A 15602-nucleotide genomic window follows, 5' to 3' on the forward strand; every position below is an offset into this window, starting at 1 on the left:
CGCCTTACTTCGTGACGCTCAGCGTGTAGTTGCCGGAGCCGCTATACGAGTACACAGTGATCCGGTAATAGGCTACCGCGGCACTGTAGCTGATCGCTTCGGTCGACGTCGGGCTGGTCGACGAAGCCACCTGCACCCACGCACTGCCATTCCACTTCTCCAGCTTCAACTCAAAGTCGGCGTTCGAAGGGCCGGACAGGTTGGCCTTGATCGTGCCGCCGTTGTAGTAGAAGTATGGCGATGGGTGGATGGCGGATGCATTGGTGCCGGACAGGTAGCCGGTATAGGTTTCACCGCCGCCCGTGCCGTCGCCCTTCACGACATCGAAGGAGATCGTCTTGGCGGCCGCGCTGATATTGGCAAGCCCGAAGTTGGAACCGCTGCCGCTCCACCAGCGCGAGTTGGTGCCATGGCTGGCGTAGTTGTTCGGCACCGTGTCATAGAAGGCCTTGTAGATTGCGCCGTCATACAGGTCGGTGCCGTCGCCGCGATTCACATTGTTTTCGGGATCGCGGCGGCCATCGGCATGTTCCATCTGCACGTATGGATGCCACTCGTCGGAGTTGTTGCCCGCCGGGTCGATGTGCCACACGGCCAAGCCGGAACCCAGTTGGTACAGGTTCTGGTCCGCTTTGTAGATCGCTTCCACGTAGAAGGCCTCATCGGTCTTGGCCGGATTGGTCCAACGATACAGGCTGTGTGAACCGGAAGTGTGGCTCAGACGGCCTTTCGGCGCATTGGCGTTCAGCGCCGGATTCAGCTCGGTCACCGTATCCCAGCCCACCTGGTAGCGGAAGAAGCCATTCGGCGGTACCGGGCGGTACTGGCTTTGCGCGCCAATGCTGCCGAAGCCCATGATGCAATAGCTGGCCGCCGAACCTTCGGAGCTGCCGTCATAGTCATACAGGTCCGGCCAGCCCATTACCAGGTGTCCGGTCTCGTGAGAAAAGGTGCCGATTGCCAGGCTGTTGCCCATATTGGTGATCTGGTAGTAGCCGGTGCAGACGCCATCCGCGCAGAACTGCTTGCCCAGCCAGCCCATGTGCGGCCAGAGGCCTTTGGACCAGGCGCTGTCCGCGCCGCCGGAGTAGAAGAAGTTCAGGCCGCGAATGCGCTTGTTGGCATCAACGCTCAGCGATGCGAAGTTGAAGCCTTGAGTGTATTCCAGCCAGTTCAATGCTTCGGAAATCAGCTCTTGCGAACGCACGCCGGAATCGAGCGAGCTGTCGGCGTAATAGGCCTTGTTCTTCTTGGCGCGGTAGTAGATCGTGGTGGTGTTGGTGTAATCCAGCTTGCCGCCCGAGACCGATTGCCAGTAGCCGCGCACCGACTGCGCATTGCCGAAGCCGGTGTACGGCATGTCGTTCAGGAAGGAGTTGACCTGGGCCTGGGTGATCGTGCCGGGAACGTCCGGGAAGTCGATGATCACGGTCAGGCCTTTGACCTGGCCCGTTACAGGGGCCGCCAGGGCCTGCGGCGCGCTCATGGCGGCGCTTGCCGATTTGCGGGCACTATCCAGCGTGCGGCCGTTCATCTTCTCGAACTTCTCCTTGGCCTTGCGGGCACGCGCCTCCTGGCTCAGGCCTTCCTGCTTCTTGCCGGCAGTTCCGCCCAGGCTGCGCACCTTGGCGTTGGTCGCCAGCACGCCGGTCGACACCAGTTCGTCTCCCGCGGCGTTCACGGTGGCGTAGCAGAAGCCTTTCTTCGCAGCGTCGTACACGACCAGCGAGCCGTCATCGGTACGCTGTTCGGCGTAGTAATCATTACCATCCAGGTGAACGCGCAGCTTTTCGCCGCCCGGCTGCTTGAACTCATAAACGCTGTCTTTGTAGGGAATACCAGCCTGCGCAAACAGGCTGGCCATCAACATCGCAGCTGCAGTAACTACTTTCAATCGCATTTCGGTCTCTCCGTTTCTTGTTGTAAAGAAAGGAAAGTAAATCACGCACGATTGTGCAAGTCTTGATGAATTTATAAGTGCGCGGTGTAGAAATCGGCACAATCGCGCACCATCGACATCAAGTCACCGTGAAGGCAACCGGGCCTGCAAGGGCCGAATAGCCGTCGTTATACAGCAGCCAAGCCGCATAGCTGCCGGCGGCCAGGCCGGACGTGGCGAAGGCTGCCGTGCCGGCGCCGCTGGTGACGTACTGCCATGACAGCGAGGCGGTCGAGCCTGGCGTGACGCCGTTACGGTAAATGCCGATCCAGTTCTTGCTGTTAACCTGCGGGGCGGGAACCGAGTAGCTGAAGCTGATTGGAGTGCCGCGTGGGACCGAAGCGGCGCTGGCCGACAACGTGGCCCTGGGACCGGCTGGCGTGCGGCCCAGTACCGGGTCGGTGCGGCTGGCCTGGCCGTTTTCCACGCGGCCGGCCATACGGCGCAGGTATTGCGCGTCGAAGTCGCAAGTCACGGCCAGGTCGTACCAGCCGTAGCTGGCTCCAACCGGAATGCTCACGACGGCCTGCTGGCCGGCAGCCACAGTGTGGCTGGTGGCGGCGCGCCCATAGGCATTGTCGACAATGCGGAAGGTGGCGGCACGCAAACCCTCCACATTGGAGAGGACGATATCAACCGACATGGCGAGCGGGTTGGCGTTCAGCCACGCCTCCGGGCGCGCACCGCCAGTCGCAGTCGCCAATGCCAGCACGCCGGCAAACTCACGCTGGAAACCGCCCGGCCCCACAACGCTCAGGTGATAGTTGGGCGTGGACCAGTTCCATGCCTCGCGTTCGATTTTCTTGCCTGCTTCGACCGTGTAATACCATGGGCCGTCGCTGCGGACATGGGAATAAACGATAAACGCACCGCCTGCCAAGCCCTGGTTGAAGAACGACAGCTCCACCTGCTTCGACAAATTCACCCGTGCCGTAGCGGCAAAGGCATACGGCAAGGCGCAGGAGTAGCGCGGGCTGCCGCCCTCTTGCATCGGCAAGGTCTGCACTGCCGGTGGTTGCGGATAAGGCTTGCCCGACACCAGCTGGTAGGTGGTCGATTTCGGCACCGTCGACGGCCACGACGAATTCGGCGTCTTGAAATCAAATGCCGAAGTCAGGTCGCCGCACACCGCGCGGCGCCATGGGGAAATGTTTTCGCAAGCGATACTGGAGCGCTGCTTGCCCAGGCCGGCCACCAGCCATTCTTCGAGAAAGCGCAGCTTGGAGGTATGGTCGAACAACTGCGAGCACACACGGCCACCTTTGCTCCACGGCGAAATGACCAGCATCGGTACGCGCGGGCCCAGGCCGACCGGAATGCCGTTGTAGTTTTCGTATTGACCGTTATCGGCCAGCGTGCTGCGCCCCATGCCGGTGTTCAATGGGGCCATATGCGAAGGGATGTGATCGAAGAAGCCGTCGTTTTCGTCGTAGGTAAGAAGGAAGACCGTTTTCGACCACACGTCGGGGTTGGCGACGAGTGCGGCGAGCAAGCGCGCAGTGAGGTTCTCGCCGGCGTTGGGCGAGTTCGGCGAATGTTCCGTGTAATCGTTGGGAGCGACGATCCACGACACTTGCGGCAACCGGTTATTGCGCACGTCGTCGGCGAAGGAATTCACCAGCCAGTCGCCCTTGGTGCCGCGCGCGTTGCTTTCATAGGAACCCGGCGCGATGACCCGGCCCTTCTGGTATAGCGGGCTGCTCTCCGACAGGCGCGTGCCATCGGCATTGACGCGGAAGTTGCGGAAATAGGCCAGGTAGTTGTCGCCGTAGTTGTCCCATTCCTGGTACACCTTCCAGCTTACGCTGTTCGCCTCCAGCACTTCGGCATAGGTGCGCCAGTTCGGCGCGCTGGCCGTCACGGACGGCGTGATGTTGTCGTATTTCGGATCGTTGTTGTAGTAGCCAGCCGAATCTATGTTGTACAGGCTGCCCATCGCGCCGAGCCAGTTCTGGTTGCTGCCGGTCAGCGAGTACATGCGGTTCGGGTCGGTGGCGCCGAAGATCGAGCAATGGTAATCGTCACAGATGGTGAAGGCGTCGGCCAACGCGTAGTAGAACGGCAGGTCGCCGCGGTCGAAATAGCCCATGCTCTGGGCGGTCTTCTGCTTGACCCAGGCGTCCCAGCCCTGCCATGTGGTTTGCGAACCTTTCCAGCTATGGTTGGTGCCCAGCGAGAGTGCGCTGGTATTCTTGGCGTCGAAATGGAATGGCAGCACATAGCCGCCAGTGCCGTTGGGCTGGTACCAGACCGCTTTCCCGCCCGGCAGCGTGATCGCGCGCGGGTCGTTGAAGCCGCGCACGCCAGCCAGGGTGCCGAAGTAATGGTCGAAGGAGCGGTTTTCCTGCATGAAGATGACGACGTGCTGCACGTCGGCCAGGGTGCCGGTGGCGCTGTAGGCCGGCACCGCCAGCGCTTGCCTGATCAGGTCGGGGAACAGGGTGCTGGCGGCGCCAGCGGAGGCCATGCCAAGGAACTTGCGGCGGCTGGTGGACATCGTTTTTCCTTATCGGTCTGGTTGTAGGGTGTGCCGATGCTAAGGTGCATTTATGACCATTTCATGTCGCCTGTCACCCGTGCGCCACGCCTTTGACCGATTCGCAACCCAGCGTCCCGCAATTCGGCATAGGCGGCCGACCGGGCGCGCGCTGAGGCTGTCGTTTATAATCTTGCTGATAACGCCCCTGAGTGGCGTACCCTGTACAGAACAGCAAGATCCCATGACTATCAATATCAAAACTCCCGAGGACATCGCAGGCATGCGCGAGGCCGGCCGCCTCGGCTCCGAGGTGCTCGACTACATCACCCCCTTCGTCAAGGCAGGCGTCACCACCGGTGAGCTGGACCGCCTGTGCCACGAGTACATGACCAATGTGCAGGGCACCGTGCCGGCGCCGCTGAATTACTGCCCGCCAGGCTACACGCCCTACCCGAAAGCCATCTGCACTTCCGTCAACGACGTGATCTGCCACGGCATCCCAGGCGACAAGGTGCTGAAGGATGGCGATGTGGTCAACCTGGACATCACCGTCATCACCAAGGATGGCTACCACGGCGACAACAGCCGCATGTTCTTCATCGGCAAGCCATCGATCCTGGCCAAGCGCCTGTCGGACGTCACCTTTGAATGCATGTGGCTGGGCATTCAGCAGGTCAAGCCGGGCGCCACCCTGGGCGATATCGGCCACGCGATCCAGGTGCATGCCGAGAAAAACGGCTACAGCGTGGTGCGCGAGTTCTGCGGCCATGGCATCGGCAAGGTCTTCCACGAAGAACCGCAGATCCTCCATTACGGCAAGCCAGGCACGGGCCCCGTGCTGGAAGCAGGGATGGTCTTCACCATCGAGCCGATGATCAATGCCGGCCGCCGCGAGATCAAGGAAATGCCGGATGGCTGGACCATCAAGACCAAGGATCGCAGCCTGTCCGCACAATGGGAACATACGCTGGTCGTTACCGAAACCGGTTACGAGGTGCTGACCCTGTCCGCCGGCAGCCCGCAGCCGCCAGCTTTCATCACTGAAAAAGCCGCAGCATAAAAACGCATGCCCCACGCCGCGATGAAGAAGGACCTCCGGGAACAGCTCAAGGCCCGGCTTAAATCGGACCGCCAACGCATCATTGCCAACTTCCATGAAGACGGCATGCCAGAGAAGCTGTTGCGCAACCTGCGCAGCAGCGTCGACGACATCCTGACGCAAGCGTGGGCAGCAAACCGCCTGCCGCCGCAAGCCGCCCTGGTGGCGGTCGGCGGCTACGGGCGCGGCGAGCTTTTCCCCTACTCCGACGTCGACGTCCTGATCCTGCTGCACGAGGCGCCGGACGACGCCGCGCGCGGCAAGCTGGAAGAATTCGTCCAGCTGCTATGGGACCTGGGCCTGGACGTGGGCCACAGCATCCGCACCATCGACGAATGCCTGGCCGAATCGAAGGCCGACATCACCGTGCAAACCAGCCTGCTGGAAGCGCGCATCATCACCGGCAACATGGTGCTGTTCGCGCAACTGCAGGACGCCTACAACAAGGCCATGGACCCGCGCGCCTTCTTCGAGGCCAAGACCATCGAAATGCGCCAGCGCCATGCCAAGTACGAGGACACCCCTTTCAGCCTGGAGCCCAACGTCAAGGAAAGCCCGGGCGGCCTGCGCGACCTGCACGTGATCCTGTGGATGGCCAAGGCCGCCGGCCTGGCCAACTCCTGGCGCACCCTGGCCGTGCGCGGCCTGATCACCCAGACCGAAGCGCGCCAGCTGATGGAGAAGGAACGCGCCTTCAAGGATATCCGCGTGCGCCTGCACCTGGTGGCCGGCCGCCGCGAGGACCGCCTGGTGTTCGACGTGCAGACCGCCGTGGCCGAAACCCTGGGCCTGAAAGCCACCGGCACCGGCGTGCACATGCGCCGCGCCAGCGAATACCTGATGCAGCGCTACTACTGGGCTGCCAAGACCGTGGTGCAGCTCAACACCATCCTGCTGCAGAACATCGAGTCCTACCTGTTCCCACACGACGAGAAGCCGGTGCGCATCAACGAGCGCTTCAGCGAAGTGAACGGCATGATCGACATGAACGACGACGACACGTTTGAAAAGACGCCGTCGGCCATCATGGAAATCTTCGTGCTGCTGTGCGAGCGCCCTGCCCTGAAAGGCATGACCGCGCGCACCATGCGCGCACTGTGGCATGAGCGCTTCAAGATCGACGCCGACTTCCGCGCCGATCCGGTCAACAAGGCTTACTTCCTGCGCATCCTGCAGGCGCCACAGGGCATCATCCACAACATGCGCCGGATGAACGAGCTGTCGATCCTGGGCCGCTACCTGCCGAGCTTCCGCAAGATCACGGGCCAGATGCAGCACGACCTGTTCCACGTCTATACGGTGGACCAGCACATCATGATGGTGCTGCGCAATATGCGCCGCTTCACCATGACCGAGCACGCGCACGAATATCCGTTCTGCTCGCAGCTGATGGCGAACTTCCCGCAGCCATGGCTGCTGTACGTGGCGGCCCTGTTCCACGACATTGCCAAGGGCCGCGGCGGCGACCACTCCAAGCTGGGCGTGGCCGACGTCGAGCAGTTCTGCCAGGAGCACGGCATCAACGAGGAAGACACCGAACTGGTGGCCTTCCTGGTCGAGCAGCACCTGACCATGTCGCACGTGGCACAGAAGCAGGACATGTCGGACCCGGACGTGATCCAGGCCTTCGCCAAGACGGTGGGCGATGAACGCCACCTGACTGCGCTCTACCTGCTGACGGTGGCCGACATTCGCGGCACCAGCCCGAAAGTGTGGAATGCCTGGAAAGGCAAGCTGCTGGAAGACCTGTACAAGATGACCTTGCGCGTGCTGGGCGGCGAGCCGCATTCCGCCGACCGCGAACTGAAGAACCGCCAGCAGGAAGCGCTGGCCACCCTGCGCCTGTACGGCCTGCCGCCCGACGCGCACGAAGCGCTGTGGAAGCAGCTCGACCTGGCCTACTTCCTGCGGCACGACGCCAGCGACATCGCCTGGCAGACGCGCGCCCTGTGGGATCGGCTGGACAGCGAACAGCCGGTGGTGAAAGCGCGCCTGGCGCCGATCGGCGAAGGCTTGCAGGTGGCTGTCTACATCAAGGACCAGCCCGACCTGTTCGCGCGCATCTGCTCCTATTTCGACCGCAAGAACTTCAGCATCCTCGATGCCAAGATCCATACGACGAAGCACGGCTATGCGCTCGACACCTTCCTGGTCACCGAGCAGAATTTCGCCAAGAGCTACCGCGACATCATCAACCTGATCGAGCATGAGCTGTGCGACCTGCTGGTAACGCAAGGCCCGCTGACCGCGCCAAGCAAGGGCCGCCTGTCGCGCCTGTCGCGCACCTTCCCGATCCAGCCAACGTTGGACCTGCGCCCTGACGAACGCGGCCAGTATTACCTGCTGTCGGTGGCGGCCAACGACCGCACCGGCCTGCTGTACTCGATCGCCAACGTGCTGACCAAATACAAGATCAACCTGCATACGGCCAAGATCATGACCCTCGGCGAACGCGTGGAAGACGTGTTCATCGTCGACGGCCCTGCCCTGGCCAATGCCCGCACCCAGCTCCAGCTGGAAACCGACTTACTCGAAGTACTGAAAATCTGATGTCCGAAGAATTGTTACGCCTTTCCAAGCGCATGTCCGAACTGGGCCTGTGCTCCCGCCGTGAAGCCGATGAATGGATCGCCAAGGGCTGGGTGCGCGTGGATGGCAAGGTGGTGTCCGAACTGGGCACCAAGGTTTACCCAAGCCAGAAAGTCACCGTGGAACGCCAGGCTGCCGCCGAACAGGCGCGCCGCGTCACGATCTTGATCAACAAGCCGGTCGGCTATGTCTCCGGCCAGGCCGAAGACGGCTACCAGCCTGCCGTAGTGCTGATCAAGCCGGAAAGCCGCTGGGCCGAAGACCGCTCGCCGGAACGCTTCGACCGCAACCAGCTGCGCAGCCTGGTGTCGGCAGGCCGCCTCGACATCGACTCGGTCGGCCTGCTGGTGCTGACCCAGGATGGCCGCGTCGCCAAGCAGCTGATTGGCGAAAATACCAACGTTGACAAGGAATACCTGGTCCGCGTCGAATACACCAAACCAGGCCGCCTGCCGGACAGCGACCTGCAACGCCTGAATCATGGCCTGTGGATGGACGGCAAACCGCTGCTGCCGGCGAAAGTACGCTGGCAGAACGACGACCAGCTCAGCTTCACCCTGCGCGAAGGCAAAAAGCGCCAGATCCGCCGCATGTGCGAGATGGTTGGCCTGCGCGTGGTAGGCTTGAAGCGCGTGCGCATTGGTCGTGTCAAACTTGGAAACTTGCCAGAAGGGCAATGGCGCTACCTCAGCCCGGACGAGCACTTCTGAGTCGGCATCAACGCAACAGAAAAGCAGCATTCATTGCCGTTTAGCAAGCGCTGGGCGCCGGAACGCGGTAAAGTGTTGGCGTCCTCTCCCAAAAAACGAGAACCTGAGCTGTGAACGATCCAATGCCAAACGACTTCCGCAAGGGACCGCCCCGTCCACAAGACGCGGTGGAGCCGATTGCCGCGGGGTCACATCCGCACGATATCGTGGACCCCGATGAAATCGGCGACGCACTGGCGGCGCTGGCCGATGCGGGCGACGCGATTTCTATCTACCACCGGGACAACGTCGAGCCGGTGATGGCGCGCCTGCTGTCCGTCGATCCCGAACTGCCGCACTTCGTGATCCAGCTGAACGAAGGTTCAACCCTGCCACCGGGTGAATGCACCTTCGTGGCATGGCTGCGCAGCGCCAAGTTCCAATTCAAGCTGGACGACCCGCAATGGAATGCCCTGCCCGAGCAGCCGACCCTGGTCCCGGCGCAATTTCCCGAACGCTGCCAGGTGCTTAACCGCCGCGCGGCGCCGCGCCTGGAGACTCCGCTCGGCACCTACCACACCGCCTCCTTCGTCCTGAATGGCAAGCCGTACGAAATGCAGCTGTACGATTTCGCTGTTGGCGGCGTCGGCATGCGCTGCTCGCCGCGCGATGCAGTCGGCTTGCATGTCGGCCGCAAGTTGCAGCGCGTACGGCTGGACATGGGCCCCGGCTCGGTGCTGATCTGCGACCTGGAAATCCGCCTGGCGCGCCATTTCCGCTCCTTCCTGCTCGGCGAGCAAGTGCAGATTGGCTGCCAGTTCCAGAACCTCTCGCCCATGATGCAGGACGAACTGCAACGCATCCTGGAAAGGCTTAACACTAGCCGCGGCGGCCAGCGCTAAGCCTCGGCTTACGCCGCCTAGAACGAAGTCCGCAGCGACAGCGTGTAGCTGGCGCCGGGCTTGTACTCGTCGAAGATCGCGTTGCTGAATTGGGTATAGGTCTGGCTGATCGCCTTGTTGGCATTCCAGACGCTGAGCGTCAGGTCGGTGTTGTACCTGAAGCCGAACATCTGCTTCAGGTTCATGCCGACCGACGCATCGACCTGGGTGCGCTCCGTGGTGTAGGCATACGCCCCTCCCGCAACATTCAAGCCGGTACTGGTGTTCACGACATGGCTTGCCGTGTATTGGCGTGCCACGCGGATATTCAGGCCGCCGCGTTCATAGTACAAGGTAAGGTTGTTGGTGCGCGGCGGCACGCCGGCTACCGGCGGCGCATTCGGCGCGTCGTCCGTCTGTTTGGCATAGGTGAAGTTGGCGGTGAAGCCAAAGCCCTTCACCGGCAGCATATCCAGCGGCTGCTGCCAGGTGGCTTCCAGGCCTCGAACCTTCAGCTTGCTGTCGATGTTGTAAGGTTCGGTGATTTCCACCAGATGCTTGTCGCGGCCGCCGCTGGCCGTCACCGCCTGCTGCTGCGCCTCCGTCAGGCCGACGGTGCCGAACATCTGGTCCAGCTGCGCCAGCGAATAGGTGTTGATGCGCTGGCCCGGGCGGCTGGTGATGTCTTTGCCGAAGGCGCTCAGGGAAACATAGGCTTCCTTGCTCATGTAATACTCGAGTCCGATATCCAGGTTGTTCGCCTCGAATGGCTTCAGGTTCGGATTGGTCACGCTGCCCTGGCGCGCGCCCTGGTCGCCCAGCGTAAGTTGGGTCTGGCGCAGGTCGGCCGGGTTGGCACGCGTCAGCGACTTCGAACCCGAGGCGCGCAGGATGGTATTCGGCGTGACGTTGTAGGCCAGCGTGGCCGACGGCAGCGTGTTGCTGTATTTGGTGGTCTCGTACTTCCACACACTGAGGTTGTCATACAGGCCGCCGTTCTTCAGCGTCGCGTTGCGCGGGTCGGCGCCGACACTCAACACGCCGATGGTCTGCTCGGTCTGCGCATAGCGCACCCCGGCGTTATAGCGCAAGGTGCGGCCAAAGAGCTGCATGCGGCCGGTGGTTTCCGCATAGGCCGCGTCCACCACTTCGCGGATGTAGCCGCCGCTGCCGTTCTGGAAGCCCTTATGGATGTTGTCGCGGAAGTACTGGTAATCCGTATCGGTGGCAAACTTTGGCCAGTCGACGGTAATGAAGCCATTGCTGCCCGCTTTCACGTAGTTCGGGATTGCCGAATTCGGAACCACCGAACCGAGATACATCAGGGGTGCCGCCCCGGCGGTGGAACCGGTGCCGTAACCCGGGTAGGCAGTGGTGACATCAGCCACCGGGCCTGGCGTGCTGCGGCCATCGCAACCGGGGCTGCGGATCTGTGTGTTCGGTGCGAAGAAGCGGTAGCTCATGTTATTGCCGCATGCGACGTTCATCCAGGCGTCGGCGACGGAATAGCTGCGGTAGCGCCGTTCGATGTCGTCACGCGAACCGCCAAACTTGATGCTGAAGTCCGCGTCGCCCCAGTTGACGTTCAGGCGAGTGCCTTTGGTCTTGTTGGTGCGCTCGTAGAGGTCCATACGCAGCCCGGACAGGCTCTGGCCTGCCTGGTACCAGCCGAAGTTGTTCGGATCGTTGATGTCCAGGTTGGAGGTATAGACCGGCGTCTGCCCCGGCGTGCTGTTGTCGTAATAGATGACGGAATTGGGCGACCTGGTTGCCACCAGCACGGTCGGCATGTCGCGGAAGAAGGAGCTGTTGGTGGCGTTGAAATGGCCGTCGATGGTCCACTTGTCGCTGGGACGGAATTCGAAGCCCGGATTGATGCTGCGGAACTTGGTCTCCTCCTTCATCGGGCGGTATTCCAGCGCCCAGAAAGTATTGGCAAACGTCGCCTTGGTGATGGTGCACCCCAAGGTGCAGTCGCTGCGGTCGAATTCCATGCCGATCGGTATCGGCGTATTGGCGCGGGTGCCGGCATTCATGCCCTCGTAGGTCATTCTGTTCTTCTTCTGCGCGAACATGGTGTCGAGGTAGATATCGAGCATATCGTTCGGCTGCCATTGCAGGCTGATGACTTCACCGGCGCGATTGCGCTTGCCTTCGTAGACAAAGTGCCGTCCCAGTCGGCCCATCAAGCCGTTGTCGATCTGCTGCAGCGTGGCGCCGGGGTTCAGCGCCAGCAGCATGGCGCGGTCGATCTGCTTGCCCGGCACCAGGATGGGGCGTGCAAATTCCGGCAAGGCGCTCAATGCCAGGCCGGACGGCACGGTGTCGGGCGTCGATTGCGAGCCGCCGCCGGTGCTGTTCAATTTGTCCGACGCATTGCCCTGGAAGGACTTCAACTGGAAGTTGCGCATGTCGACCGTCTGGAACCCGTCGGTCTTGTAGCCGGTGTTCCCCCAGGCGATGCCGGCCAGGGCGCCGAACTTGCCCCAGCCGGCGGTGGTCCATGTATTGCTCACCAGGGCCGATCCGGTATTGCCGGTCTTGCTGTTTTGCTCGCGGTAGTTGCCGCTCAGGGTAAACGCGGAGCGAAAGCCGGCCTTGTCGAAGGGGCGTACGCTGCGCATATCGACGGTGCCGGCAATGCCGCCTTCGATCAGGCTCGCCTTCTGGCTCTTGTAAACGCTGGCGCTGCGGAACAATTCGGAAGGCAGGAAGTCCATGTCGACTTCGCGGTTGGCGCTGATCGAACCGCCCCAGCTGCCCGCCGACGCCGACGCCATGGGCGCGCCGTTCAGCAGCACGCGCGTGAACGCCGCGCCCATGCCGCGGATCGAGATGTTCAGGCCTTCGCCGTCGATCTCGCCGCGCCGCACGTTCACGCCCGGCACACGCGCCAGGGCGTCGGCAATGTTCGGGTCGGGGAATTTGCCCATGTCTTCGGAGAAGACGGTATCGCTCAAGCCGATGTTGTCGCGCTTTTCCATTGCCGACAGCGCGAGCGAGCTGCGATAACCGCTCACGGTGACTACCGGCAGCACCTTGTTCGCTGCAGTTGGCCTGGCATCCGTTGCCGGCGTGGCTTCGGCGGAGGGCTGCGACTCGGTGGCCGCAGTGGCTGGCGGTTGCGGCGCTTCGCTTTGCGCGTAGGCCGTGGAAATCATCCCCGCGAGTATGGTCATGACGAGGATTTCACCGCGCGTGCCGAAGCGGCGCACGCGTCCTCCCAGTTGCTGGTTCATGCTGTCTCCTTTATATATGGCCTCATGGGCCTTGATTTAGTTAGCGCTATCAATGCGCTTGCAAAGTTACATTTGCTCCTTGTAATGCGGGCGCTTGCGCCCGCACGGTGATGGCTCCCTTCTGTCCAGGCTTGCCGCGCACGATGGCCAGGCACAAGCCGTTGAAGGCTGGTCGTTCGGTGGATGGGAAAGGCACGAAGCTGGTCGGGTCGCCGTTATCGGTCGCCACGATCTCGCCCGGGCCTTCGATGCTGAATTTCACGCTGTCCTTTGCCATGGGGACGGTATTGCCTTCCTGGTCGGTCACGTGCAGGGTGATGAACGAGAGGTCGGCGCCATCGGCCGCGATCTCGCTGCGGTCAGGCACCAGGTCGAGCTTTGCCGCGGGGCCCACGGTGCGTACCGTCGATGCCGCCCATTCCTTGCCCTCTTTGTACGCGATTACCTTCAACTCGCCCGGCTCGTAGGTCACCAGGTCCCAGCGCAGGCGGTATTCGAATTCCGCGCGCTTTTTGCGGCCCTGGCTTTTGCCGTTCACGAACAGTTCGGCCTCGGCGCCCGAGGTGAATACGTGGACCGGCGTGAACTTGCCTTCCCTGCCCGGCCAGGTCCAGTGCGGCAGGATGTGCGCCAGCGGAAGGTCCGGGCGCCAGCGCGCCTGATACAGGTAGAAGCGGTCCTTCTTGAAGCCCGCCAGGTCGATGATGCCGGAATAGGAACTGCGCGAAGAGTAGAACGGCGTCGGCTCGCCCAGGTAATCCCAGCCTGACCAGACGAATTCGCCCGCCACATAGGGGTATTGGTCCTGCGCGGACCAGGAGCGGTCGGCTGAAGTGCCGAAGTCGGACGCATACAGCTCGTAGGCGCTGACCTGGTGCGTATTCCAGTCGCCGCCGGCGTCGGGCCGTACCGAGGACGTGAGCGCGCCCGTCACTGGAAACTGATACTCGCCGCGGCTGCTCAAGGCTGAAGCGCTTTCGCTGCTGAAGATCATCTTGCCGGGGAAACGGGCACGGAATTCGGGGAAGCGGCCTGGATTGCTGCGGATGCCCGCGCCCTGGTAGTTCACGCTGACCAGGTCCACCGTGGCCGGCAGCGGCATGTGGGCACGGGCGTAATTCATGGCGGTCATGTCGTGCCAGTCGGGGAAGATCAGGTGCGTATCGAGCGCGGTCTTTTTCCGTTCCCACACATCGAACACTTCGTCGATCACCACGATGCCCATGCGGTCGGTCAGCTCCAGCAACTCCGGAGCCGGCGGATTGTGGCTCATGCGCAGCGCATTGGCGCCCATTTCCACCAGCATTTGCAGCTGCCGTTCCGCTGCGCGCACATTGAAGGCGGCGCCGAGTGCGCCCAGGTCATGGTGGTTGTTCACGCCCTTCAGCGCAATGCGCTCGCCGTTGACCAGCATGCCTTTGTCAGGGTCCATGCGCACATCACGAATGCCGAACCTTGTCTCGAATTCGTCGATCCCAACGCCGTCGCGCCGGACGGTGGTGACGGCCACGTATCGATGCGGATGCTGGGTCGGCGGCGGCCCCCAAAGGCGCGGCCGCGCGATGGTTGTGCTGCCTGTTGCGACATTGCTTGCGCCTGCGGCCACTTGCAGGCGCTGCGGCTGGATGTGCGCAACCGGCTGGCCGCTGCGGGTCCCCTGTTCGTCCAGCGCGTATATCGCCGTTGCCACGCTGACGGTGGCGCCGCTGCGCGAGTCGTTGTCCACCGCGACTTCCAGCGACACCTCGGCGAAGTCCCGGCTCACGCGCGCCGTTCGCACATGGGTGCCCCAATGCGCGACGTGGATGGGCGCCGTCTTGGTGAGCCACACATTGCGGTAGATGCCCCCGCCCGGATACCAGCGCGAAGACTCCGGCGGGTTATCCAGCCGTATCGCGAGCATATTGCTGCCGCCGGGGACGACGTATGGCGTCAGGTCCAGCCGCCAGGAGTTGTAGCCGTAAGGCCAGCCGCCGACCAGCTTCCCGTTCAGCCACACCATCGCATACGACATCGCTCCGTCGACATCGAGGAAGATCGAGCGGCCACGGTCGGAGGCCGGTATGTCGAGTGCCTTGCGGTACCAGCCGATGCCCCAGCTGGGCAAGCGGCCAACGCCGCCATAAGGCCCGGTTTCCAGGAAGGGCCCGGCAATGGCCCAGTCGTGAGGCAGGTCCACGCGCTTCCATGCGCCGTCGTCGTAGCCGGGCTTCAGGTAGGCCACGTCAAGTTGCGGCTCCTGCGCCGGGCGCCGATGGCGTCGAGCGGGATCGCTGATAAAGGCGTTGCCGCTCGGGAGTATCCACGGCTTGAGGACCTGTTCCTGTGCTGCGGCCGCAAGCGCCGCAGCCTGCGGCACCGCATCGGCAGCCTTGCCGTCTTCACTTGCCTTCACCTCGGGCCGCCCGTCGTAGCGCAGCGAAGCGGAAGTACCGGCTGGATCGCTCATCGTGAAGCGCCAGCCGGCATTGATCGACAGGCGTTCTCGCGGAGCGGCGGCAGCAAGCAGCGCGACAGCCCAAAGCAACAGGGACGCCAGCGCCCTGCATTTCGTCAGACGTTTCATGTTTTCCCGTAGTTCGAAGTAAGCCGTCGCGCAAACAACCAACCACTAACACGAAACAGATAGCGCAACCATTTCAGTCTATATTTGGCGTCATAGAAATGTCAACAACTTGTTGGCGAGA

8 protein-coding genes are annotated in these 15602 nt (G+C 62.5%); 4 read left to right on the top strand and 4 right to left on the bottom strand.

All coding sequences use genetic code 11. The features are described from left to right. Positions 1–4 precede the first annotated feature (4 nt). Both ACN9MW_RS18485 and ACN9MW_RS18490 read right to left on the bottom strand, forming a co-directional pair. Positions 5–1900, bottom strand: a complete 1896-nt coding sequence (locus ACN9MW_RS18485) for a M6 family metalloprotease domain-containing protein (protein ID WP_426161927.1) — start codon at positions 1898–1900, stop codon at positions 5–7. 118 nt (positions 1901–2018) lie between these two features. Then, positions 2019–4436, bottom strand: a complete 2418-nt coding sequence (locus ACN9MW_RS18490; RefSeq protein WP_426161929.1) for a phosphocholine-specific phospholipase C — start codon at positions 4434–4436, stop codon at positions 2019–2021. A gap of 223 nt (positions 4437–4659) precedes the next feature. On the opposite strand from ACN9MW_RS18490, the gene map reads away from it, so the two are divergent. From map to ACN9MW_RS18510, 4 genes are all read left to right on the top strand, one after another. Beyond that, the gene (map, locus tag ACN9MW_RS18495) at positions 4660–5478 is read left to right on the top strand and encodes a type I methionyl aminopeptidase (RefSeq protein WP_426161931.1); all 819 of its coding nucleotides are present in this window, start codon (positions 4660–4662) and stop codon (positions 5476–5478) included. Positions 5479–5484: 6 nt separating this feature from the next. Next, on the top strand, positions 5485–8067 hold the full coding sequence (locus tag ACN9MW_RS18500; RefSeq protein ID WP_426161932.1) for a [protein-PII] uridylyltransferase: 2583 nt from the start codon (positions 5485–5487) through the stop codon (positions 8065–8067). Next, the gene (locus ACN9MW_RS18505; RefSeq protein ID WP_426161934.1) at positions 8067–8816 is read left to right on the top strand and encodes a pseudouridine synthase; all 750 of its coding nucleotides are present in this window, start codon (positions 8067–8069) and stop codon (positions 8814–8816) included. The genes ACN9MW_RS18500 and ACN9MW_RS18505 overlap by 1 nt, the downstream gene beginning before the upstream one ends. Before the next feature lie 122 nt (positions 8817–8938). After that, entirely contained in the window at positions 8939–9697 is a 759-nt protein-coding gene (locus ACN9MW_RS18510) for a flagellar brake protein (RefSeq protein WP_426161935.1), read from the top strand. A gap of 17 nt (positions 9698–9714) precedes the next feature. On the opposite strand, the gene ACN9MW_RS18515 is transcribed toward ACN9MW_RS18510, so the two are convergent. Together ACN9MW_RS18515 and ACN9MW_RS18520 are read right to left on the bottom strand one after the other, a co-directional pair. Then, positions 9715–12915: a TonB-dependent receptor gene (locus tag ACN9MW_RS18515; RefSeq protein WP_426161937.1), complete on the bottom strand. Its 3201-nt coding sequence runs from the start codon at positions 12913–12915 to the stop codon at positions 9715–9717. Between the two features lie 49 nt (positions 12916–12964). Further along, positions 12965–15481: a DUF4982 domain-containing protein gene (locus ACN9MW_RS18520; RefSeq protein WP_426161938.1), complete on the bottom strand. Its 2517-nt coding sequence runs from the start codon at positions 15479–15481 to the stop codon at positions 12965–12967. Positions 15482–15602 lie beyond the last annotated feature (121 nt).

The organism is Pseudoduganella sp. R-34, assembly GCF_049904655.1.
Lineage (GTDB): Bacteria > Pseudomonadota > Gammaproteobacteria > Burkholderiales > Burkholderiaceae_D > Rugamonas.

Excerpts from the sequence above, each read along its gene's own strand:
- ACN9MW_RS18505 (WP_426161934.1), top strand. The coding sequence starts at position 8,067 with ATGTCCGAAGAATTGTTACGCCTTTCCAAGCGCATGTCCGAACTGGGC.
- ACN9MW_RS18520 (WP_426161938.1), bottom strand. The coding sequence starts at position 15,481 with ATGAAACGTCTGACGAAATGCAGGGCGCTGGCGTCCCTGTTGCTTTGG.
- ACN9MW_RS18515 (WP_426161937.1), bottom strand. The coding sequence starts at position 12,915 with ATGAACCAGCAACTGGGAGGACGCGTGCGCCGCTTCGGCACGCGCGGT.
- ACN9MW_RS18510 (WP_426161935.1), top strand. The coding sequence starts at position 8,939 with ATGCCAAACGACTTCCGCAAGGGACCGCCCCGTCCACAAGACGCGGTG.
- map (WP_426161931.1), top strand. The coding sequence starts at position 4,660 with ATGACTATCAATATCAAAACTCCCGAGGACATCGCAGGCATGCGCGAG.
- ACN9MW_RS18490 (WP_426161929.1), bottom strand. The coding sequence starts at position 4,436 with ATGTCCACCAGCCGCCGCAAGTTCCTTGGCATGGCCTCCGCTGGCGCC.
- ACN9MW_RS18485 (WP_426161927.1), bottom strand. The coding sequence starts at position 1,900 with ATGCGATTGAAAGTAGTTACTGCAGCTGCGATGTTGATGGCCAGCCTG.
- ACN9MW_RS18500 (WP_426161932.1), top strand. The coding sequence starts at position 5,485 with ATGCCCCACGCCGCGATGAAGAAGGACCTCCGGGAACAGCTCAAGGCC.